Genomic DNA, 22474 nt, shown 5'->3' with positions numbered 1-22474 from the left:
ACCTCTCAGATATTACATTTTATTATTGATTTGCTCAATAACTGTTTTTTTCTCTTTGAGTAGTTCTTGAAATTGTTGATCTAATTCTTCATTTGGGTTAAGGCTAAGTTTTCCTAATACTTCTGTGATTTTATTTTCAATAACCAATTTTTGTTGTTCAAGTGAATCCTCTTGTTCATGAGTTTTAGTGGGGATATCTTGATAGGCCTTATAACTCCCATCGAAAGAGTGTAGCTGTTTTCCTTTGATTTCCACTATGCGAGTAGCTATTTGATTAATAAAATGGCGATCATGAGATACAAATAGGATCGTTCCAACGTAACTTTGTAATAAACCTTCCAGTGCCTCAACTGCTTCAATATCAAGAAAGTTTGTCGGTTCGTCGAGGATAAGCATATTGATATCACTCACAAACAGTTTTGCAAAAGCTACTTTGACTTGTTCTCCGCCACTTAATACATGGACCGGTTTATGCACATCTTCATCGAAAAAGTGCAGTCGAGCTAAAACGGTGCGAATCAGTGATTCTTGCTGCTTCGATGTTTCTTGAACATTTACAAGAATGGATTTATCAGTATCAAGCACTGATAAGTTTTGACTGAAATAACCTATCTTTATGGAAGGATTAATAGTAATGCCTGTATGATTACTACTGATAATCTTTTTAATTAGAGTTGTTTTTCCAGTCCCGTTTTCTCCTATTATTGCTAATTTATCGCCACCTTTGACATAGAGGTTTGTGGATTCCCATAATAGTTTTTCTGGTACCTTTCCTTCTACATCTTCCATGCGTATAATGATTTTCCCAGCTATCTTATCTTGCATGGGCAAAGCCATTTTTATAGGGGGGATATCATTTACTTTTTCTACTTTATCTAGATTTTCTAACCTAGTTTCCAATGCCTTTGCTGTTTTTTGTAATTTTTTTTGCTTCTTCGCAAAGTAAGGTTTTGCCCCTGTGATTTTAGCTTCAGAACGACTTACTTGTTTCGGTTTTTTAGTAGCTCTTTGTGCTCGTTGTTCTTTTTTTTCGATCGCATTTTCAAGTTGTTGTTTCTTTTGTTGATATTGTTCGTACGCTTGTTGTTGTTGTTGGATTTCAAGGTCTTTTTGTTCTCGATAGTCAGAATAATTTCCTTTGTAGATTTTTAACTTACTATCTTCTAGTTCCCAAATACTCGTACATAGCTTATCTAAGAAAAAACGGTCGTGTGAGACAATAATTAAGGCACCTTGCCAAGTAGATAATTTTTTCTCTACCCATTCGATATGTTTGGTATCAAGGTTCGTTGTTGGTTCATCTGCTAAGAGAAGACCTGCCTTAGATTTTAATGAATTAGTAATATATTCTTGGGTGACCTCGCCGCCACTTTTTGTAGTGTCTTTTCTTTTCATTTGAGGTAAAAGTTCAACTTGAGTATACGTTTTTATGCTCCCGGAATCAGGGGTTCGCTTCTCTGCTAATAACTCTAAAAGTGTTGATTTCCCAGTTCCGTTGGGACCTACTAAACCAATTCGGTCATTCTCTGAAATGGACAGTTGATCAATATTTATTAGTGTTCGATCTTTTATCGTATACTGAACATGGTTAATTTCCAATATTGTCATATAATCATCTCCATTTTTATTTTTGGAGACAAAAAAGCCCCCGTTCTTTTCCAGAACAGGGGATAGCAACGGGTATTTGTCTATAGGAAATAAAGCTATCCCATAGCACATATACAAGGAAAGATAGAAGCTAATCCTGTTCTGGAAAATCCAATTAAACATAACAAAACATATCGATGATATTTCCATACGATAGTCTTTATGCCAATATGAATTTTCTTTGATTAATAACAGGATTAGTACTTCATGTTCCCTTGATTCACCCTTTCGATTCAAATGTTATTGTCATTATAACGGAAAGAAAAAAGAATGTCATCCTTATTTTTAATAATAGGCAAGATAAAAAATAAAAGACACCCCCAAAATCGATGAGTTCACAATGGGGGATGAGTAGCTTATAAAGCTGTTGAAGCAGGGGTGTTCGTAGACTCTTTCATAGCGCAATTTCTACCTCTTCCATGTGGTATACACATCGGTGTTCCAAAAATTGGATCACAAGCAATATTACAACGCATACGAAATACGTCAGAAACCAACTCACTTGAAATTGTGTCTTCAGGCTTACCTTGTGCATAGACCTTTTTATCTTTTATTGCGATGATATGATGAGCATAACGACTGGCAAGATTCAAGTCATGCAGTACCATTATGATCGTACGATTATCTTTTTCGTTTAATTCAAATAATAAATCTAAAACATCAATCTGATGAGTTAAGTCTAAATAAGTAGTTGGCTCATCCAAAAGAATGATATCCGTTTCTTGTGCAAGCGTTAAAGCAATCCACGCACGTTGGCGTTGGCCGCCGGATAAAGAATCAACTGGTTCATTCATTAATTCACGCATATTCGTATCTTGAAGTGCTCGTAGAACTGCTTCTTCATCTTCTTGAGACCATTGTTTCATCATTTTGCGATAAGGATGCCTTCCTTGTTTTACTAATTCATAAACAGTAAGCCCCTCAGGACTTGTTGGTGACTGTGGCAATATAGAAAGGTTTTGTGCAACCTCTTTTGTTCGCATTTTTGCTATATCTTGGCCGTTTAGGACAACCGACCCGTTTTTAGGCTTCAATAATCGAGCTAAAGAGCGTAATAACGTTGATTTTCCACATCCATTTGGACCGATGAATACAGTGATTTCTCCTTTAGGTATGGAGATATCTAGTTCATCGATGATGATGCGATCACCGAATCCGAGTGTTAAGTTATTCGCTGTTAGTGTATCCAACGTAATCGCCTCCCGGTTCAAAACACGTACACTATGACGTTACTCTCATTTTATTGGTTAAAAAGTCATTCGTCAATGATAATAATTTTCAATTAAGGCTGTGTCAAAAGTATTTAGTAAAAGATGAATTTGAATAGGCTTTGAAAACCCGCTTTTAGAAATATACTAACACTTACCGTGGGCGGCTAGGTGAGCATCCGTTTGCTAATGCAATCCAAGAGTATCTTGTTGATTGTAATGTTCCACCCCCCCACATAAATGCATTAATGGAGTAGTAATGGAAAAGAAAGAGGCTAAAAACAAGTAATGAATTAAAATTCCAATAAATGATGTTTAAAATTGGCTCCACATCTCTTAAGTGTTGGAGAATTTCTTAAACTATCTTTTGTATTTTAAGCAATACTTTTTGTTTCAGCCTCTTGTAAGTTTTCTTATTTAATGGTATTCATTAATTCATCAATTGTTTGTTCATACGCTATAATACCACTGTTTGTCCAGTTACTTTGGTCTTCAATGTGGTAAACTTGATTGTTTTGAACAGCTTCTGTATTTTGCCATACATTACTATTGTTTAACGTTTCAAATCCTTCGTCGTCTTCAAGCCCAAGAGTGATTACATGATCAGCATCTAGCTCAGATAATTTTTCTAGAGATATCGGATTCCAAGTAGCTTCTGTCTCACCTAAGTCTTTCACTAGTTGAGGAACTTCTACCCCTAATTCTGAGTAGATCATGTTTGCAGAGTGACGATTTTCTTCAAATAAGAAGAATTGTCCGCCGGTTACCCACATAAATGCTACTGATTCATCTCCTAAAATATCTTGAAGCTCCGTATTTGCTTCTTCTACTTTAGATACATAATCAGCATTTGCTTGCTCCGCTTCATCTTCTTTACCAAGCAGCTCTCCAAAACGAGTTAATTGAGCTTGCCAGTCAGATGTTTCTTCTTGGCTCATCACGTAGGTAGGAGCGATTGCTGAATAATCTTCATAAGTTCCTTCATAGCTATCTAAACTATTTTCTAATATAATGAGGTCAGGTTCATAGCTTAATACTTGCTCTAAAGGCATTGTCCATTCGATTGTATCTACACCCTGAAGATCTTCTTCTAAGTAGTTTTGTACACTTTCACCAATTGCCCATTTTGCTGTAGGAGTGATTCCAAGCGCTAGCAGGGTATCTTCGTGGTAAGGTGCTAATATCTTTTCTGGATTCGCCGGGATGGTTACTTCTCCCATTTCAGAATCTACGGTTTGTTCTGTATTCTCTTCGGTACTAGTATTCGAACCGTTATCTGCAGCATCATTATTGTCATCGCTTCCACAGGCAGCTAGAAGCAATATTATAGCAATAAATAATACGGCATATAGTCTATTTTTAGATAGGTATTTTTGCATGATTCAATCTCCTCTATGTTATAATGTTCATCTAACGCTAATGATAATCACTTTCAATTAGAAAGTCAATGTAATCTACTGTTGTTAGAATTGCGGTTCATCACTAGGTTAAAATCTATTAGATACCTAGCTAAATATAGCTGTATGGATCTTTAAATATATAGATCTACATACTTATCTTCTTTAGGAGTATTTATATGAAATCTATTACAAAATCTCCCATATCAAAATTGGGACTAAATTTAATTGGCCTATGTTTAATCGTTTTTTCAATCGGAGTATCTATTTCCTATGGTTCCACTAATATAGATTTACATACAGTTTGGAATGCCGTAGTACATTTTAGTCCAGATAATCAATCGCACCAAGTTATCCAGGAGCTACGTATTCCTAGAGCATTATCTGCTGCCTTAGTAGGTGCTTTTTTAGCAGTATCAGGTGCTGTAATGCAAGGGATGACTCGAAATCCATTAGCCTCTCCGTCCATTATGGGTGTGACTGATGGCGCTGCATTTGCACTAGTTATAATGATGGCTTTTTTTCCTTCTGTATCTAGTGCAGGACAAACGCTAGGATCATTTATTGGAGCCGGTGTAGCTGTTACGCTCGTGTTTTTAGTTGGTTCGTTCTCAAGTAGTGGACTCACACCGGTTAAGTTAGCTTTAGCAGGAGTAGCTATTGGAACGTTATTACGATCTATGTCATCTGTTATCTCATTACATTTTCAACTGGAAAAAGATATTGGCTTTTGGCTCGCAGGTGGATTGGATGGGACAAACTGGGGATCAGTTCAGCTGTTAGTTTTGATTGGGATTTTAGGAATGCTGATTGCACTATCTATTTCAAAATCTATTACAGTACTAAGTCTGGGTGATGATCTGTCGACAGGTTTGGGTCAAAATAATACGGTAATTAAAATAATGGGTATCATTTCAGTATTACTATTAACAGGAGTGGCAGTATCAATAGCAGGCTCTATCGGGTTTGTTGGGTTAATTATTCCTCATATCACACGATTTATTATTGGCACAGACTACCGATGGATCATTCCAACTTCAGCAGTGTTTGGCTCGCTTCTCTTAGTAAATGCAGATTTAGTTGCTAGAATGATTAACGCACCGTTCGAAACACCAGTTGGTGCGATTACATCTATTATTGGTGTACCATTCTTCCTCTACTTAGCAAGAGGTAGTGGGGGTGACAGGAAATGAATGAATTAGAACAAATAAAGTGGAAACGTTTTTGGACGATTAGTGGAATATTGATTGTATTATTGATTGGGTTTTCGTTTCTCAGTTTAAATATGGGAGTAATTTCTATATCTCCAAAAGAGGTCATACAGACATTAATGCAAAATGGTACGGATCAGCAAGAACTCGTGTTATTTAATTTTCGGTTACCTGGAATTATTCTTGCATTATTAATTGGAGCAGGATTAGCAGTATCTGGAGCTATTATGCAAGGAATCACCCAAAACGGGTTAGCTGATCCTGGGATACTAGGAATTAACACAGGTGCAGGATTTGCGATTGTATTATTCTTATTTTTCTTTCAAGGTGTTATACCGAGTTCAAGCCCGCTGTCTATTTTTGCGATGCCATTTATTGCTTTAATTGGAGCATTAACAGCTGCAGCAATTATTTATGCGTTAGCTTGGAAAAAAGGAGTTACAGCTATTCGTTTGGTGCTAGTTGGAATCGGTGTAAATGCGGCTTTTAGTGCATTACTGACCATTATGCAGTTGAAAATGGATCCGCAGAATTATCGACAAGTAACTATTTGGTTATCAGGGGATATCTGGAATGCGAATTGGAATTTTGTGTTTGCCTTATTACCATGGATGCTAATACTCATTCCAATTGCCATTAAAAAGTCAAAATCGCTTAACGTTTTTAACTTAGGTGATGATGTAGCTTCTGGTTTGGGCATCAAAGTGGAAAAGGAAAGAGGGTTGCTTTTACTCATTGCTGTGGCGTTAGCTGGAGCGTCTGTAGCTGCAGGAGGAGCAATTGCTTTCTTAGGATTAGTAGTACCTCATATTGTAAGAAAAATCGTTGGGCCTATGCATCAATATGTAATACCTATCTCAGCTTTACTTGGTGCAGTTTTATTAGTGGTAGCTGATATAATTGGAAGCAACTTATTAGCGCCAAGCTCCATTCCTGTAGGTATCGTAGTTTCGATCGTAAGTACACCATACTTTATCTATTTATTAATGAAAACAAAGTAGGATAAATCAGATGACCGAATAGATATCAAGGAAGGTTTAAGTACGAATATGGGAACGCCTTTATTGTTGGCTCATACAGTAGCCAACTATAGAGGCGTTTTTTTCTAATCAATTTGGTTGAATTACTTAGTAATATACTGAAGAAATAATTGATTGAAATTCATTCGATCTTCTTCCGTTAGTGCTTTAGGCCCTTTCGTGCGTTTCCCGCTTTTTCTTTCTTTAGCACTTAAATATCGAGATTGTAATAATTGATCGATATTATGATTTGTATAGGCAAATCCTTTATGATGAAGTACATAACAACCTTTTGCTAAGGCTAGAGAAGCTAATCCATAATCTTGAGTGACGATAATATCTCCTTTTCGTGCTAATTGCATAATGCGATAGTCTGCAGCATCTGCACCAGTATCTACATAAATGGTTTCGACATGAGACGGATGTTCATGAAGGGAATAATGAGATAGACTGGTTACAAGAGTAACGGATATATTATGGTTTCCAGCTTCTTTAATAATAATGTCTTTTACTGGACAAGCATCTGCATCCACATATACTTTCATTTATTTCGCTCCCTCATATATACTAAATATATTGTACCGAAATCATCGCTTTTTGAAAAATATAATCAAAGAAGATTTGAGGTATCGTTGTGACCATAGTAGAAAACATGAAAAAATCGGAATGAAGTATTGAATATATATATATTCAAGGCATGGAAGCAAAGAATGCAACCTTTGAAACAACAAAACCAGAGTGGGAAAGCTGGAATGAATGGGACAAGGATCATCTATCGACTTGTCGATTAGTTGTAAAAGAGGGGACCAATATATTAGGTTGGGCAGCATTATTACCTATATCATCCCGGCAATTTTACTCAGGCGTAGCTGAAGTCAGTATTTACCCTAGATAAAAATAGCGTTGGAAAAGGGATTGGTTCTATGTTGTTGAAATCATTAATTGAACAAAGTGAGAAAGACGGCTTTTGGATGTTGCAATCTGAAATTTTTCCTGAGAATATAGGCAGCATCAAGTTACATGATAAATTTGGTTTTCGTAAAGTAGGGGTTAGAGAAAAAATTGGGAAGATGGAAGGAATGGATAACAGCTGGCGAGATATTGTTTTAATGGAAAGAAGAAGTGAAAAAGTAGGAGTATAATAGGAGGCGATACCTTGGTAATTGTGTTAAACAACCAAGAATTAATTGCTAGAGATGTTAAGTTAAAGGAACAAAATGAAAAAACAGAGTTGTCGTTTTACTTTAAAGTGACGAGTGAAACCTATCATGATATTACGGTATTATTATATGAAAATGATTTTCGAGTACAAGTACCAGAAAAAAATATAACTTTTTCAGCTACAATCAAGCAATACGCAACATCGATTACCAATTTATATGAAGAAGGAAAAGAAGGGGACTTTTTCTTGCTATTAGTTGAAAAATAAATTTCATATTACCTGATAGCAAACCGATATAAGGCTAATAACTATATAGAGTGGGGGATGGGGATGGAACCGATTTTAGTGGAGTTTCCCGATTATGTGGAGACAGAAAGATTAGTTATTCGAGCACCAAAGTTAGAAGATTGGGAGGCATTACATGAGGCAGTGCGTGCTTCCAAAGCAGAGTTAGAACCATGGCTTCCGTTTGCACGAAACGATGAGTCAGAAGAAGATCGTAAAGCAAATACGAAGGAAGCATACGTAAACTTTATTGCGAGAAAAGATTTGCGTTTTCATGTTTACAGTAAAGAAACAGGACAATTTATAGCTTCAACCGGATTACATCGAATTGACTGGAAAGCAAGAAAGTTTGAAATTGGTTATTGGGTAGATTCCCGTCAAAGTGGGAAAGGATATGTAACAGAGGTTGTCCATGGATTAACCGAGTTTGCATTTGAACATTTAGAAGCGAATCGCGTAGAAATTCGTTGTGACTCTAAAAATACCAAAAGCAGAGCAGTTGCTGAAAGAGCTGGATTTGAACTTGAAGGAATTTTGAGAAATGATGAGATTGACCATAAAGGAAGTTTGCGTGACACATGCGTGTTTTCAAAAATAAAACAATAAAGAGATTTCCTTTAGAGGAAAGTTAGGATGAAAATATGAAACAATTAAAAGTTAAGCAAAACTATGTGAAGAACTTTAAAAATCAGACCCCATTAATTTTAAGTGAGGCGGTAGAGAATACGAACCACCTTAAAGAAGGAGATATTATTGAATTAGTAGATCCTCGTGGGATTTTTTTAGGGAAAGGGTATGTTGGTTTTCAAAATAAAGGAATGGGTTGGGTACTAACTTTTAAAGAGAACCAACCGATTGACCAGTTACTATTCAAACAAAAGATACTTACAGCATTAAACAAACGTACTTCCTATTATCAGGATGAAATGACAAATGCTTTTCGTATTTTTAATGGAGAAGGAGATGGCATAGGTGGCCTAACCATTGATTATTTTGACGGATACTATGTCATTCAGTGGTATAGTGAAGGCGTCTATCAATTTAAGGAATGGGTAATTGAGGTGTTTGAAGAACTTGGTGACTACCGAGCAATTTACGAAAAGAAACGCTTTGATACTAAGGGTAAGTATATTGATGATGATGACTTTGTAAAAGGAGAGCGTGGAGAGTTTCCAATTATCGTGCAAGAAAATGGGATGAACTATGCTGTTTATTTAAATGATGGCGCTATGGTAGGGGTTTTCCTTGATCAGCGCGATGTCCGAAAGGCATTGAGAGATAAGTATGCAAAAGACAAGCATGTATTAAATACATTTTCGTATACTGGTGCTTTTTCTGTAGCTGCAGCTTTAGGTGGGGCGAATAAAACAACTAGTGTTGACTTAGCAAAGCGCAGTAAAGCTAAAACGATTGAGCAATTCAGTGTAAATGGAATCGATTTTGAGCAGCAAGACATTATTGTGATGGATGTGTTTGATTACTTTAACTATGCGAAGCGAAAGAACTTTGGTTTTGATGTAGTGGTATTAGACCCACCTAGCTTTGCGAGATCCAAAAAACGTACGTTTCGAACGGCAAAGGATTACCCAGAATTAATTAAAAACTCCATTGATATAGTAGAAGAAGATGGGATAATTATTGCTTCTACGAACACAGCATCGTTTGGTATGAAAAAGTTCAAAGAAATGATTGATCGAGGGTTTAAGGATAAAAATAAACAATACACAATTGTAGAAGAGTTTACATTACCTGGAGATTTCATGGTGAATAATCGTTATAAACAGGGCGATTATCTGAAAGTGGTTGTATTGCAATTGAAATAGATATTTGGGAGGGAATATTCTTGTCTAACATTCAGGATTTAGAAAAGATGATTGAAAACGTGGAAAGCATTCGGTCTTTGAATAATAAAGTCCTTCAAGAGCCAATTAAAGAAGGTAAGTGGTCGATACGGGAAATTATCGGGCATCTCTATGGATGGGATCATTTTAATGCAGAAGAAATGGTACCTTTGATGAAACATGAGGGAAGACTACCTGAATTTCCGGATCATGATTCATTTAATGCACAAGTGATTCAAGGTTTAGAAGGCGTTTCTGTAGAGGAAATAATAACTATGTTTATCAAAGAACGCAGAAAACTGGTGGAAAGACTGAAAAATGTAGATCCTAATGCGAGATTTTCGATTGGGACAGGAAAGAGACGTTTTTCTCAAGAAAGTTTTGCTAGAATATTTGCAAGTCATGACAATGATCATTTGAAACAAATACAACAAAAACTAGGTGAAGTATAAGTATTCTATATTTTTGTAATAAATTTATAGTTGTATCTTATTCTATCTATTGTTATTATGAATTCAAACACAAGAGGATAGGTGAATTTATTCGGCATGGTAGAAGTTTGATTTTCAGGAACTTTACGATGACTGGAAAAGAGTAGAATAATCAATTTAACGCAAAATGAAATAAGGATAATAACATGCTTATTTTGTGATGCCTACATTGATTGTTTTGCTCTTCGGCTTATTTTTTAATTTTACCCGTAGAGGCTTAACTCTACGGGTTTTTGTGTTTTCCAAAAGGAGGAATATTTATGTTTCATCATTTAATCAACCAATTGCACAATCCTGTTAAGTTTACGGAATCAGAAAAGATGTTTTGGAAAGACCCTCATATTGCTAATTATTTGTTGGAGGCTCACCTCGACTCTAATCATGATGGTGCAAGTAGAAGTTCTAGTTTTATTAACAAATCAGTTGAATTTATTTTAAGGGAAGGAATGAAAAAAGAGAGTAAAAAGATAATCGATTATGGCTGTGGGCCTGGTTTATATTGTGAAAGACTTGCTAAGAAGGGGTTGAATGTAACAGGTATCGATTTTTCTGAGAACTCTATAGAATATGCGAAGAAAAGTGCTAAAACGAAAGGATTAGCTATTACCTATCGATACGAAAATTATTTGGATTCTATCGAGAAACCTCAATATGATTTTGCAACACTAATATATTGTGATTATGGAGCTATCTCATCTAACAACCGTAAGAAATTATTACGTAATATCTGGAATAGTTTACAAGAAGGTGGAAGATTTTTGTTAGATGTTTTTACAGAACATAAATTCCATGATTTTAAAGAAGGTAATACATGGTACGTACGCCAAACAGGAGGATTTTGGTCTTCTAAACCATATATCGAAATGAATCAAAATGTAAAATATGATGGTATAGTTTCTTTAGAACAAACAACAATTCTATCCGAACAGCAAGAAATAGAGACGTATTACATTTGGAACCAATATTTTACAAAAGAAATGATTGTAGGTGAATTAGAAGAAGCAGGCTTTACCATAGTATCGATTTATAATAATGTAGCAGGTGAATCGTTAATAGAGGGAAATGATACGATTGCACTGTTAGCTGAAAAATAATTATCATACGAAGGAGATAACATAGCCTCAGTTTTGAGGTTGGTTATCTCCTTGTATTGTTGTTGGCATAAACTTATTTTATTTCGATTGAATGCTGATAAAACTATCCATTCACTATATCAACTTCATAAAAATCATAAAAAATATCTTAACACTATTGTATATTTATTCTTTTTGTTGCATAATAATTCATACAACCAATTTGGAAAGGTGTGCGTGAAGAATGACAACGAATACTCAGGAAATTCATTTTCAGCAACAAGAGTTAAAAGGAAAGGACTTCTTAACTTTAGCAGATTATACAAAAGATGAAATTGAATACTTAATTGATTTAGCGGATTACTTGAAAAAACAACAAAAAGATGGAGTTATTTTTGAACCATTAAAAGGAAAAACATTAGGTATGATCTTTGAAAAATCGTCTACAAGAACAAGGGTATCTTTTGAAACGGGAATCTATCAGCTTGGAGGATTAGGAATTTTTCTTAGTTCCAAAGATATTCAGATTGGCAGAGGGGAAACAATTGCGGATACGGCGAAAGTTCTTTCTGGATATTTAGATGGTATTATGATTCGAACGTTTGCCCAAGAAGATGTGGAAGAATTAGCTAAGCATGCTAGTATTCCTGTTATTAATGGATTAACGGATTTGTATCATCCTTGTCAAGTATTAGCCGATTTACAAACGATTAAGGAAGTTAAAGGTAAGCTTCAAGGAGAAAAATTGGTCTACATTGGCGATGGTAATAATATGACACACTCTCTAATGATAGGATCTGCATTAACAGGCATGCACATGGTAGCTGTAACACCAGAGGGATACACACCTAATGAAGAAGTATTAACAATAGCCAAAAGTAAAGCTGAACAACACGGAGCAACTATCGAGTGGACATCAGATATAGAGGCGGCAGTACAAGGTGCCGATGTTATATATACAGATGTATGGGCAAGTATGGGGCAAGAAGAAGAGCAACAGCAACGAGAAAAAGACTTTGAAAACTATCAAGTAAATGAAAGTTTGTTAGAAAAAGCGAAATCAGATGCGATTTTCATGCATTGCTTACCAGCTCATCGTGGAGAAGAAGTGACTGCAGGAGTAATCGATGGGAAGCAATCTGTCGTATTCCAGCAAGCTGAAAATCGTCTGCATGCACAAAAAGCATTAATGACAGCATTAATGGCTGATTAATAAATACGTATCTTACATTATAGAGCACCTTCTAAATTACCTAGGGAGTTTAGAAGGTGTTTTTTATGGTTTCGTAATTAGTACTAATCACTTTTGATATAATTACTATAGAGAAAGTCCCTGTCTTGTTTAAGCACAAAATGACAGGATTATACTTCATTCTTTTAATATAATTTGATTAAGGAGTGAGTGATATGGCATTGGTCGATTCATTGCAAAAGGCATTAGAATATATGGAAGATAAGATGTTGGAAGATATCACGATAGAAGATATTTCCCAACATGCACATCTATCTCCATTTCATTTTCAACGGACTTTTACGATTCTAATGGATATATCAGTTGCAGAATACTTACGAAGACGTCGGTTAACATTGGCTGCTAAAGAGGTATGTTCTTCTGATATTAAGGTAATCGTTCTAGCATTTAAATATGGCTACGATACTCCGGAATCTTTTTCTAAGTCCTTTAAAAGGCAACATCATGTTAATCCCAGCGAAATGAGAAAAGGGCTAGGAAAGATTCAATCTTATCACCGCCTGACTATACAGGTGAGTTTGAAGGGAGAAAAACCAATGAAGTATAAAGTAATAGAAAAAGAGGCGTTTCAAGTAGTCGGTATCAAAAGAGAATATTCATTAATAGATAATGAGAATCTTATTGAGATACCGAAGTTTTGGCAAGAGGTCCATCAAGATGGCACCCATGATTCACTTATTCAGTTAAATAAAGGAACAATTCAGGGAGTAATGGGAGTTTGTGTGGATGGTAGTGATAAGTACTCTAATCGAATAGAGTACTGGATAGCTACAGAAGTTGAGGTTGATACTAGTTATACTAATTTGTTATCCCTATCTATTCCTGCTTCAAAATGGGCTGTATTTGAAGTACATGGTCCTATGCCAAATGCAATGCAAGAAGGTTGGAAGCAAATTTATTCAGAATGGCTCCCTTCCAATAAGTACGAGTTCGCAGATTTACCTGAACTTGAAGTGTATCTGAATGAAGTTCCAAACAATGAGGTTCTATACTCCGAGATATGGATTCCTATAAAATAGAGTAATTGGATAGGAAATTTACAACATCTGGCGATAAGAATCTTTTGGATATATTGCTCGATGTTTTTCTTTATCTGTTTATAAATTAAGTTAACTAATTATGTTATAATTACTGCAAACCAAAGGTGACGGAGGACTTTTCATGCAACGTGGAACATTTCAATTAATGAAGTCAGTGAATAAATCAATTGTATTAAATACCATAAGAATAAAAGAACAAATTTCAAGAGCCCAAATAGCAAAAGATACTTCCTTAACACCACCGACAGTAAGTAGTATCGTTAGAGAATTAATGGTAGAAGGATTAGTAGTGGAAAGCACGTTGGGGGATTCAAGTGGAGGAAGGAAACCGACTTTACTACATATTAATAGAGAATTGTATGTGATAGGAGTCGATGCAGGGCCGGAAACCATAGACTGTGCAATAACGGATGTAACTGGGAAAATCATTACACGAATATCCAATGTCTTGTCCAAAAACATAAGCAAGGAAGATTTTCTTTCGCTATTAGTGTCATCTATACAGTCTGTAGTCAATCCTAAACAAATTGATACATCAAAAATTATTGGTATTGGTGTAGCCATGCACGGTGTGGTCGATGTGGACACGGGAATGTCATTAATTGCGCCAAACCTTCATTTACATGATATTCCGATCAAATCTCGCTTAGAAGAAGTATTTCCATATATGGTAAAAGTGGAAAATGATGCACGGGCGATGGCGCTTGGGGAGGCGTGGTTTGGTGAACATAATGATACAGATAGTATGCTGGCGATTAATTTTGGTAATGGCGTAGGTGCGGGTATTGTAATTAAAGGTGAACTGTTACATGGCGCGCAGGATATTGCTGGAGAAATAGGGCATATGACAATTGATTTGAATGGGGATAGATGCTCTTGTGGTAATCGAGGTTGTTTTCAATCTTATGCAAGTGGTCCAGCAATTGCGAGTCGATTTTCCAATAGGTTTCATACTAAAGAAGCTCTTACTGCTGCAGATATATATGAACATGCAATCGATGGAGATAAACAAGCAGTGGAACATCTGGAAAATACAGGAGAAATTATGGGGATAGCAATTGTTAATGTTATACATACCTTAAACCCAGAGAGGATTGTTCTAGGTGGAGGCGTTATGAAAAGTAAACGATTTATACTACCATCTTTGATTCAAACGGTAGAAGAAAGAGTATTAACAGAGAGGGCAAAGAACACACGAATTGTAGTTTCTGAATTAGGGGATGATGCAACGATGTATGGTGCGGCTTCCTTAGTATTAGTAGAGTTATTTGATCAACAAACATAGGAAAAGCGTATGAGTTCATAATCAAATTTGAATTCATACGCTTTTAATTTTATTATTCCTCAATCAAGTCGGTATCGGGTGGAATATATCCGAGCTTTCTACCTAATTTAACGATCTGTCCTTTATGATGAAATTCATGTGTAACTGTGTGGGTATATAGCCAGAGTGTTGTAAATATTGCTTGATCTCCATTACGAAACGTCACTGGTATCTCTTTATCCCAGTTTTCATTAAACTCCGATAAAAATTGTTCTACAATACAATCTGCTTCTGTAAAGACTTCACGCATTTCTTTTACATTTTGAATAGATTTATTATCAATAGAAAGATAAGGATTGCCTAGTGCTCTATTTCCTAGCCATACATGATAACATTCTGCTACATGGGCATGTAAACTACAGATAGAGTCACCATCAATTTCTGCCTTATAGTCGCCGGTAGACATCGTTTCACAGTAATTAAATAGTATTTCTCTTGTTTTTGTCACCCATTGATATTGTTCTAATAATAGATTCATATTTTTCACTCTCCACGACAACATTTAGTAATCTAATTCTATATCTAAATTAAAGAATTGTCAGCTATTCATATGATTAATAAAGCGGCTAAAATCTGCTTGGTTTTTAAAAACACCTGCATCTTTTAACACTTTCACAAATTTATTCCCAAGCTCTTGTTTCATAACTTCATCTAATTCATTCGTATCAGATAGATTTGTATATTTCTGTTTTAGTTCATTGGCCCATTCCTGGTGGTATGATGTTACGGATGCAGTGTTACCAACGATAAAATCTTTTATTTCGTTTAGTTCATCAATTAATCTTGGCGGCAGAACAGCTAACCCCATGACTTCTATTAAACCAATATTTTCTTTTTTGATATGATGAACATCTTCGTGAGGATGGAAGATACCCATTGGGTGTGTACTGTCAGTGCGATTATTTCGCAGGACGAGATTCAGTTCAAATTGATCTTGTCGTTTTCTTGCAATAGGTGTGATTGTATTATGTGGTGTGTCCTCAGTATGTGCTTGGATTTTTGCGTCTTCATCCGAATAATACACCCACTTCTCCCTTATAAATTCAGCAGCTTTGATGAGTTCTTCCTTCCTTTCTCCTGTTAGGCGAATCACCGACATTGGCCATTTAATGATAGCTGTTTTGACGGTTGGAAAAGCATCAAGTTGAAAAATAAAGTCATCTTCGGCATTGGGCATCGTAAATTCATAGTTTCCACCTTGATAATGGTCATGGCTTAATATAGACCCTCCTACAATAGGTAAATCCGCGTTTGATCCCATAAAATAGTGAGGAAACTTTTCAGTGAATGTAAGCAAGCGACGGAAAGTATCTAGATTTATTTTCATATCGCGATGCGTTTCAGATAGTAGGATGCAATGCTCGTTATAATATACATACGGTGAATATTGTAAGTACCACGTTTCATCTTGAAGTTCAATAGGAACGATACGGTGGTTGGACCTAGCAGGATGTCCAATACGGCCACCATAACCTTCATTTTCGATACATAGAAGACATTTCGGATAATTAATATTGGATTGGTTTTCCTTTTCTCTTTTAATTTGTTCTGGATCTTTTTCAGGCTTTGATAAATTTATCGTTATATCCATATCCCCATACTCCGTATTCACTTTAAAGGAGATATTTTTATTAATACGGTTCATTTGAATATAATTGCTGTTCTTACTAAGTTCGTAAAAATAGTCAGTAGCGGCTTTTGGTGATTCAGTATAATATGTTTGAAATTTTGCCTTGATTTCAGATGGCTTTGAAAGAAAACAATTCATAATATCGGCAGTGAGTATATCTTTTTCGTCCAGTACATCCGCGATTATATTTTCATTTACTGCATAATCTATCATTTGATCTAATAAGTTTGGTATAGAGTCTTCCTTTGGATCTATGTGTTCTGGAAAAGATTCTAATTGTAGAAGATGAAGGACTTGATTCCTCACATAAATCCAATCTTCTTCTAAGATTAAACCTTTATTCACACCTTGTTTGAGTAATCCAGAAATCAATGAAAAGATCATCGTTTAATCTTCCTTTCCATAACCATGCGGGTGTTTTTCGTGCCAATTCCAAGCATCGGTAATAATTTTTTCAATTGAAGTTCTTTTTGGATGCCAATGAAGTTCTTGTTGAGCTTTGGATGCACTAGCAATTAATTTACTCGGGTCTCCAGCACGGCGGACACCAATTTTTATTGGTATGTTTTTACCAGTAATTTTCCTTGCTGTTTCGATAATTTCTTTTACAGAAAATCCATTATTACTACCTAGGTTGCAAATAAGGCTATTACTACCTTGATTTAGATATTTCCAAGCAAGCAGATGTGCATCAATTAAATCCTCTACATGAACATAATCCCTTATACATGTTCCGTCAGAAGTGTCATAGTCATCGCCAAAAATCGTGATATTTTCTCGTTGTCCTAAAGCGACTTGTAAAACGATTGGTATTAGATGTGTTTCAGGGTAATGGTCTTCGCCAATCTCACTGTTTTCTTTTGCCCCAGCAACATTAAAATAGCGTAAAGAAACATATTTGATATCATGCGCTTCTTCTGCCCAACGCATCAACTTTTCCATCATTCGCTTTGATTCTCCATAAGGACTAGTAGGCATAGTAGGCATGTCTTCCGTAAGAGGAATAGATACTGGTTCACCGTAGGTCGCCGCAGTAGACGAGAAGATAATTTTACCTACATTCGCCGCAACCATCGCTTTTAGTACTTGCTGTGTTCCATAGACATTATTATCAAAATAATCTAGTGGCTGTTCCATCGACTCACCTACAAGTGAACTTGCCGCAAAATGGAAAACAACTTCAATATCTTCTTTTTCAAAAACGGTGTGTAGAAAATGCAAGTCACGAATATCACCGTAATAAAAAGTAGCATCCCTATGGATGGCCTTCTTATGTCCTGTGATTAAATTATCGATAACAATGACTTGATGACCTTCTTCGATAAGCTGATAAACTGCATGAGAGCCAATATATCCCGCACCACCTAAAACTAATACACTCATGCTTTCACTCCTTTAGTGATTTCTTTTGCTCCATCATGCATGGTGACATTATAAAAAGTAGCATCTAATCCAGTTCTTTCATGATAGATTTGTTGAACATATTGTTGGAATTGTTCTATCTGACTGGTCTCTACAATGGCGATCGCACAACCTCCAAACCCAGCGCCAGTCATCCTTGCTCCAATCACACCTGACTGTTCCCAAGCTGCTTCTACAATCGTATCTAGTTCCTTTCCAGTTACTTCATAATCATCACGTAATGAAATATGAGATTCTTTCATTAATTGGCCGAATGCTTGTAAATCATGTTGTTTAAGCTTTTCAAGAGCTTGTAACGTGCGCGCGTTTTCATAAACAACATGTTCGGCTCGTTTTCGGTGGATTGGATTGTGAATAAGGTACTTATTTGTTTCATAAGTATCTGGTGTTAGTTCTGCTAAATTATCGATGTTTAAGTTAGTCTGGAGATCTCGTAGTGCGTTTTCACATTCTAAACGACGTTCGTTATATTTAGATCCAGCCAATGTACGAGCTTTATTTGTATGGATAATTATAAAATCATAACCATCTAAGGGAAGAGGAGCGTAATTATATTGCATAGTGTCACAGTTTAATAGAATCGCATGATCTTTCTTCCCCATACCAACTGCAAATTGATCCATGATACCACTGTTTACACCTATATATTCATTTTCTACTTTTTGTCCGATTTTTACCATTTCAAGTCGATCGATTTTTTTGTTATACAAACCTTCAAATACTGTGCCAGTAGCTAATTCCATTGATGCAGAAGAGGATAATCCCGCGCTATTTGGGATATCGCCATAAAATAATATGTCCGCACCAGTATTGATTCCGTATCCAGCGTTCATTAAATAATGAAACATTCCTTTCGGGAAATTTGCCCAACTATGCTGATCATTATAAGTAAGATTGGAAAGATCACAATTGATAATCCCTTCATCCGGGAAGTTAACAGAGTACATGTTTAATTTATTATCACTACGTCTGGCTGCTAATGCATACGTTCCCATATTAATGGCTGCAGGAAAGACATGACCACCGTTGTAATCTGTATGTTCACCTATTAAGTTGATCCTGCCGGGTGAAAAAAATATACGTGGTTGTTGTGTAGTGTTAAAAATGGAAGAAAATAATTGCTGCAATTGAATTATAGATTTCAATGAAAAACCTCCTCAATTAAATGGTATTTTTTAATATACTAAACTTAATTAAATTAATTAATTAAGTTTATGTTAGTTTACTATTGTAAACAAATAATTGCAATAGGCTGGGCCAAAAATTTAGATCCCTTTCAGTATCAAAGAGTGATAGGAAAGGGATGAGTAATTATTTATTATGAAACTTTTACTCCGTCAATATAAACATCAAGTAAGTTGGTTTTCAAGTCAAATGGGTTTCCATCCCAAATAAGAAAATCAGCATCTTTTCCAGCTTCTAATGTACCTACACGATTGTCTACACCTAGATGTTTAGCAGCGTTCGAAGTGATTGCTTTTAAAGCTTGTTGTTCTGTAAGTCCATTTTTAATTGCATGAACCGCGCTAGTTAATAAATATTCAATACCCACAACTGGGTGATCGGTCGTAATAGAACATGAAATTCCAGCATCTGTTAATGTTTTAATGGTTTTCCAATCTTTATCCTTTAATTCCACTTTAGATCTTGTAGACATCGTCGGTCCTACAGAAACCATGACATCATGTGCTGCAATATAATCGGCAATAAAGTGTCCTTCTGTACAGTGTTCAATTGTTACATCGATGTCAAATTCTCTTTTAATCCTTAATACGGTAAGAATATCATCTGCTCGATGTGCATGAACGCGTAGCGGAATTTCTTTATTTATAACTTTTGCTAATTGATCCAATCCAAGATCAAAGGAAGTACTATTGTTTGAATAATGCTTTGCTTCAAATAATTTCTGCCTTAAGATAGCAGCTACTCCCATACGCGTAGTAGGCATTTTTCCTTTAGATCCGTGGAATATTTTAGGGTTCTCTCCAGTAGCTGCTTTCATTCCTGAAGTTGAACGAATGACCATCTCATCAATAATGGAACCAGATGTTTTTAACACTGACATCTCACCACCGATGACGTTCGCACTTCCAGGCATTACTTGAACAGTAGTAATTCCTGAATCTCTTGCTACTTGGAATCCATATTCTCGTGGATTGATTCCATCAATTGCACGAACTTCGGGTGTTGTTGGGTTCGAAGTTTCATTAAAATCAGCACCTTCTTTGCCAACACCCTCTTCAGAAACACCTAGATGCGTATGGACATCAATAAGTCCCGGAGTAATCGTTAGTCCATTTCCATCAATAGATTGATAGTTAGAAGGAATGGTAATGTCTTTAGAAATTTCCTCAAGTTTACCGTCTTTAATAAGTATCGTGTGTCCTTCTAATACTTGTTCTTTCCCATTCCAAATCGTTGATCCAGTTATAGCAATCACCTGTTTTTCCTCCTGTAAGACGTATGATGAAATTGATTTATTATTTTAATTCATCTATACTTTATTTTTATATTAACAGTTTTAAAAATACAACAAAAAATTAGAATATTCAACATGGAGGTATCAACATGTCAAAAAAACAAGATGAAAGCGAGCTATTATCATTCTTGAATGCAAAAGGTGCTTACCAACCAAGAAAAATTGGGAAGAGTACAGATTTTACGTTTTTAGCAAACCTTACAGGAAGACCACAAGTTTGGATGTTAGATAAACACGGAGAAGTGTCATCCTTTCATGAATTAAAGGATAGAGTATTGCAGGTTTATCATTCTCCTTCAGGGAAGCATACAGTATTAGCATCTGACTTTGAAGGGAACGAAAAACAACAATTCTTTTTAACATCAGACAACGGAAAGACAATAGAAGATCTAGTAATATCTCCTGAGCATTTTCATCAATTTGGAGGTTGGTCTCCTGATGAGAGTAGAATTACGTACGCAAGCAATAGGAGAAATCCTGGATATTTTGATATCTTTACATTAAACATTGAAACAAAAGAAGAAGTCACTGTGTTTGAATCACAAACCAATTGTACTCCACTAACTTGGACGGCAGATGGAAAAAGAATTATCTTTACGTACGCTGTTTCTAATATTGACAATCAATTGCATATTTTAGATATTGAATCTGGAAAGACGACCCCAATTGGCGATGTTAATATACCAGCTAGATATCATTCTGTACAGTTAACAAAAGATAATATGTCAGGGTATGTTGTAACGGATGAAGGCCGAGATACATTAGCAATTGCAAAATTCGAACTTAAAAAACCGGATTCATTAGATTTTATCTATAAAAGTGAGCGATGGGACATTGAGGAAGTAAAGATATCTGTTGATGAACAATATCTTGCGTTCTCACTAAATGAAGGTGGAAGTTCGCAATTAGGAATCTATTCTTTAAGGAAAAACACAGTAACAAACATCAAAGATTTACCAGTAGGAGTCTATCAATCATTACAATGGTTAACTGATCGAGAACTATTAGTAGGAGTAACAAGTTCAACATTACCAGGTGACATATGGAAAGTAGATATAATAGATGATAAGTCAGAGCGATTAACGAACATTGGTGTAAGTCCTGAGGTTAGTCATCTGTGGGTGGAGCCTGAGTTATGTCATTTTTCTTCCTTTGATGGACTAGAAGTTCCATATTTTTTATATGGAAAGAAATCAGCAAATCAACCAGTAATGTTATATATTCACGGTGGACCTGAAAGTCAAATTCGCAATGAGTATAACCCTGTGATTCAGTATCTTGCTGCTCAAGGATATGCCGTTGCAGCTCCTAATGTTAGGGGAAGTATGGGATATGGAAGGGAATATGTTCAGCTAGATGATGTTCGGAAGAGAATGGATTCTGTGGCAGATGTGAACTATCTTGTAGAAGATTTGGTATCTACACATCAGGCAGACAGAGATCGTGTTGGAATTATGGGGAGAAGTTACGGTGGATTTATGGTATTAGCTGCTATTACGCATTATCCTAAAGTATGGTCTGCAGCAGTAGATATTGTAGGTATTAGTCATTTTCGTACATTTTTAGAGAATACTGGACCATGGAGACGGAGACTACGTGAACAAGAATATGGCTCGTTGGAGCACGATAGTGATTTCTTTGAGGAAATTGCACCACTGAACCATACAGAAAAGATTCAAGTACCATTACTTATCTTTCATGGAAAGAATGATACTCGTGTGCCAGTTTCTGAGGCTGAACAGCTTACTAAAGATTTAGAGTCTCAAGGAAAAAATGTGGAGTTAATTATTTTTGAAGATGAGGGGCATCAAACGGAAAAACTCGAAAATCATGTGCTGATGAATAAGAAAACGGTAGAATTTATGGACCAATGGTTGGATAAATAACGCAATATTTTCCAATTGAAAGAAAATTCCTTCAAATATATTGAAAATCTATTATTTTTTGTGTATATTTAAAATTAATATTTTCGTCATTTTTTGACAATTTAATC

21 protein-coding genes are annotated in these 22474 nt (G+C 35.7%); 12 read left to right on the top strand and 9 right to left on the bottom strand.

The window, feature by feature from the left end:
- Positions 1 to 12: 12 nt before the first annotated feature.
- The 3 genes from ABC346_RS01105 to ABC346_RS01095 all read right to left on the bottom strand — a co-directional run bounded on the left by ABC346_RS01105 (position 13) and on the right by ABC346_RS01095 (position 4234).
- Positions 13 to 1608, bottom strand: coding sequence for a Vga family ABC-F type ribosomal protection protein (locus ABC346_RS01105; protein WP_413233138.1), 1596 nt, complete (start codon positions 1606 to 1608; stop codon positions 13 to 15).
- A gap of 395 nt (positions 1609 to 2003) precedes the next feature.
- Positions 2004 to 2837 carry an ABC transporter ATP-binding protein gene (locus ABC346_RS01100; RefSeq protein ID WP_413233137.1) on the bottom strand — a complete coding sequence of 278 codons (834 nt, stop codon included), beginning with the start codon at positions 2835 to 2837 and terminating at the stop codon, positions 2004 to 2006.
- Between the two features lie 431 nt (positions 2838 to 3268).
- Positions 3269 to 4234, bottom strand: coding sequence for an iron-hydroxamate ABC transporter substrate-binding protein (locus tag ABC346_RS01095; protein ID WP_413233136.1), 966 nt, complete (start codon positions 4232 to 4234; stop codon positions 3269 to 3271).
- A gap of 197 nt (positions 4235 to 4431) precedes the next feature.
- Here ABC346_RS01095 and ABC346_RS01090 point away from each other — a divergent pair, with 197 nt between their 5' ends.
- A complete protein-coding gene (locus tag ABC346_RS01090) occupies positions 4432 to 5445 on the top strand; it encodes a FecCD family ABC transporter permease (protein ID WP_413233135.1) in 1014 nt (337 codons plus the stop codon).
- Positions 5442 to 6464 carry a FecCD family ABC transporter permease gene (locus ABC346_RS01085; protein WP_413233134.1) on the top strand — a complete coding sequence of 341 codons (1023 nt, stop codon included), beginning with the start codon at positions 5442 to 5444 and terminating at the stop codon, positions 6462 to 6464. Before ABC346_RS01090 ends, ABC346_RS01085 begins: the two co-directional genes overlap by 4 nt.
- A 122-nt stretch (positions 6465 to 6586) precedes the next feature.
- Here the strand turns inward: ABC346_RS01085 and ABC346_RS01080 are convergent, their stop codons facing one another.
- Positions 6587 to 7027 (bottom strand): YaiI/YqxD family protein, encoded by a 441-nt coding sequence (locus ABC346_RS01080; protein WP_413233133.1) that lies wholly within the window; start codon positions 7025 to 7027, stop codon positions 6587 to 6589.
- 378 nt (positions 7028 to 7405) lie between these two features.
- On the opposite strand from ABC346_RS01080, the gene ABC346_RS01075 reads away from it, so the two are divergent.
- The 9 genes from ABC346_RS01075 (at position 7406) to ABC346_RS01035 (ending at position 14911) form a co-directional block, all read left to right on the top strand.
- Positions 7406 to 7624 (top strand): GNAT family N-acetyltransferase, encoded by a 219-nt coding sequence (locus ABC346_RS01075; protein WP_413233132.1) that lies wholly within the window; start codon positions 7406 to 7408, stop codon positions 7622 to 7624.
- A gap of 23 nt (positions 7625 to 7647) precedes the next feature.
- On the top strand, positions 7648 to 7911 hold the full coding sequence (locus ABC346_RS01070) for a DUF3219 family protein (protein WP_413236491.1): 264 nt from the start codon (positions 7648 to 7650) through the stop codon (positions 7909 to 7911).
- Positions 7912 to 7974: 63 nt separating this feature from the next.
- On the top strand, positions 7975 to 8535 hold the full coding sequence (locus ABC346_RS01065) for a GNAT family N-acetyltransferase (protein WP_413233131.1): 561 nt from the start codon (positions 7975 to 7977) through the stop codon (positions 8533 to 8535).
- A gap of 35 nt (positions 8536 to 8570) precedes the next feature.
- A complete protein-coding gene (locus ABC346_RS01060; RefSeq protein ID WP_413233130.1) occupies positions 8571 to 9752 on the top strand; it encodes a class I SAM-dependent rRNA methyltransferase in 1182 nt (393 codons plus the stop codon).
- Between the two features lie 20 nt (positions 9753 to 9772).
- Positions 9773 to 10222 (top strand): DinB family protein, encoded by a 450-nt coding sequence (locus ABC346_RS01055; RefSeq protein WP_413233129.1) that lies wholly within the window; start codon positions 9773 to 9775, stop codon positions 10220 to 10222.
- 299 nt (positions 10223 to 10521) lie between these two features.
- On the top strand, positions 10522 to 11355 hold the full coding sequence (locus ABC346_RS01050; RefSeq protein ID WP_413233128.1) for an SAM-dependent methyltransferase: 834 nt from the start codon (positions 10522 to 10524) through the stop codon (positions 11353 to 11355).
- 223 nt (positions 11356 to 11578) lie between these two features.
- Complete coding sequence (gene argF, locus ABC346_RS01045; protein WP_413233127.1) at positions 11579 to 12547, top strand: ornithine carbamoyltransferase; 969 nt, start codon at positions 11579 to 11581, stop codon at positions 12545 to 12547.
- Positions 12548 to 12741: 194 nt separating this feature from the next.
- Positions 12742 to 13605, top strand: a complete 864-nt coding sequence (locus tag ABC346_RS01040) for an AraC family transcriptional regulator (RefSeq protein WP_413233126.1) — start codon at positions 12742 to 12744, stop codon at positions 13603 to 13605.
- Positions 13606 to 13747: 142 nt separating this feature from the next.
- Positions 13748 to 14911, top strand: a complete 1164-nt coding sequence (locus ABC346_RS01035) for an ROK family protein (protein WP_413233125.1) — start codon at positions 13748 to 13750, stop codon at positions 14909 to 14911.
- A gap of 52 nt (positions 14912 to 14963) precedes the next feature.
- Here ABC346_RS01035 and ABC346_RS01030 read toward each other — a convergent pair whose 3' ends face one another.
- From ABC346_RS01030 to ABC346_RS01010, 5 genes are all read right to left on the bottom strand, one after another.
- Positions 14964 to 15428 (bottom strand): DinB family protein, encoded by a 465-nt coding sequence (locus tag ABC346_RS01030; protein ID WP_413233124.1) that lies wholly within the window; start codon positions 15426 to 15428, stop codon positions 14964 to 14966.
- A gap of 60 nt (positions 15429 to 15488) precedes the next feature.
- The gene (locus tag ABC346_RS01025; protein ID WP_413233123.1) at positions 15489 to 16964 is read right to left on the bottom strand and encodes a UDP-glucose--hexose-1-phosphate uridylyltransferase; all 1476 of its coding nucleotides are present in this window, start codon (positions 16962 to 16964) and stop codon (positions 15489 to 15491) included.
- A 3-nt stretch (positions 16965 to 16967) separates the two neighbouring features.
- On the bottom strand, positions 16968 to 17963 hold the full coding sequence (gene galE, locus ABC346_RS01020) for a UDP-glucose 4-epimerase GalE (RefSeq protein WP_413233122.1): 996 nt from the start codon (positions 17961 to 17963) through the stop codon (positions 16968 to 16970).
- Positions 17960 to 19147, bottom strand: a complete 1188-nt coding sequence (locus ABC346_RS01015; protein WP_413233121.1) for a galactokinase — start codon at positions 19145 to 19147, stop codon at positions 17960 to 17962. The genes galE and ABC346_RS01015 overlap by 4 nt, the downstream gene beginning before the upstream one ends.
- A 173-nt stretch (positions 19148 to 19320) precedes the next feature.
- Positions 19321 to 20442 (bottom strand): amidohydrolase, encoded by a 1122-nt coding sequence (locus ABC346_RS01010; protein WP_413233120.1) that lies wholly within the window; start codon positions 20440 to 20442, stop codon positions 19321 to 19323.
- Positions 20443 to 20570: 128 nt separating this feature from the next.
- Here ABC346_RS01010 and ABC346_RS01005 point away from each other — a divergent pair, with 128 nt between their 5' ends.
- A complete protein-coding gene (locus ABC346_RS01005; RefSeq protein WP_413233119.1) occupies positions 20571 to 22367 on the top strand; it encodes an alpha/beta fold hydrolase in 1797 nt (598 codons plus the stop codon).
- Positions 22368 to 22474: the final 107 nt, after the last annotated feature.

Source organism: Oceanobacillus phoenicis (assembly GCF_047238145.1).
Taxonomy (GTDB): Bacteria; Bacillota; Bacilli; order Bacillales; family Amphibacillaceae; genus Oceanobacillus.
Note: the sequence above shows the minus strand (reverse complement) of the source record. Positions and strands in the feature narration are given on the sequence as shown.

What these genes read in the sequence shown, in the direction of transcription:
- ABC346_RS01080 (WP_413233133.1), bottom strand. Translation starts at nt 7,027, where the DNA reads ATGAAAGTATATGTGGATGCAGATGCTTGTCCAGTAAAAGACATTATT.
- ABC346_RS01105 (WP_413233138.1), bottom strand. Translation starts at nt 1,608, where the DNA reads ATGACAATATTGGAAATTAACCATGTTCAGTATACGATAAAAGATCGA.
- galE (WP_413233122.1), bottom strand. Translation starts at nt 17,963, where the DNA reads ATGAGTGTATTAGTTTTAGGTGGTGCGGGATATATTGGCTCTCATGCA.
- ABC346_RS01095 (WP_413233136.1), bottom strand. Translation starts at nt 4,234, where the DNA reads ATGCAAAAATACCTATCTAAAAATAGACTATATGCCGTATTATTTATT.
- ABC346_RS01065 (WP_413233131.1), top strand. Translation starts at nt 7,975, where the DNA reads ATGGAACCGATTTTAGTGGAGTTTCCCGATTATGTGGAGACAGAAAGA.
- ABC346_RS01090 (WP_413233135.1), top strand. Translation starts at nt 4,432, where the DNA reads ATGAAATCTATTACAAAATCTCCCATATCAAAATTGGGACTAAATTTA.
- ABC346_RS01030 (WP_413233124.1), bottom strand. Translation starts at nt 15,428, where the DNA reads ATGAATCTATTATTAGAACAATATCAATGGGTGACAAAAACAAGAGAA.
- ABC346_RS01005 (WP_413233119.1), top strand. Translation starts at nt 20,571, where the DNA reads ATGTCAAAAAAACAAGATGAAAGCGAGCTATTATCATTCTTGAATGCA.
- ABC346_RS01035 (WP_413233125.1), top strand. Translation starts at nt 13,748, where the DNA reads ATGCAACGTGGAACATTTCAATTAATGAAGTCAGTGAATAAATCAATT.
- ABC346_RS01025 (WP_413233123.1), bottom strand. Translation starts at nt 16,964, where the DNA reads ATGATCTTTTCATTGATTTCTGGATTACTCAAACAAGGTGTGAATAAA.
- ABC346_RS01050 (WP_413233128.1), top strand. Translation starts at nt 10,522, where the DNA reads ATGTTTCATCATTTAATCAACCAATTGCACAATCCTGTTAAGTTTACG.
- ABC346_RS01085 (WP_413233134.1), top strand. Translation starts at nt 5,442, where the DNA reads ATGAATGAATTAGAACAAATAAAGTGGAAACGTTTTTGGACGATTAGT.
- ABC346_RS01075 (WP_413233132.1), top strand. Translation starts at nt 7,406, where the DNA reads ATGTTGTTGAAATCATTAATTGAACAAAGTGAGAAAGACGGCTTTTGG.
- argF (WP_413233127.1), top strand. Translation starts at nt 11,579, where the DNA reads ATGACAACGAATACTCAGGAAATTCATTTTCAGCAACAAGAGTTAAAA.
- ABC346_RS01040 (WP_413233126.1), top strand. Translation starts at nt 12,742, where the DNA reads ATGGCATTGGTCGATTCATTGCAAAAGGCATTAGAATATATGGAAGAT.
- ABC346_RS01060 (WP_413233130.1), top strand. Translation starts at nt 8,571, where the DNA reads ATGAAACAATTAAAAGTTAAGCAAAACTATGTGAAGAACTTTAAAAAT.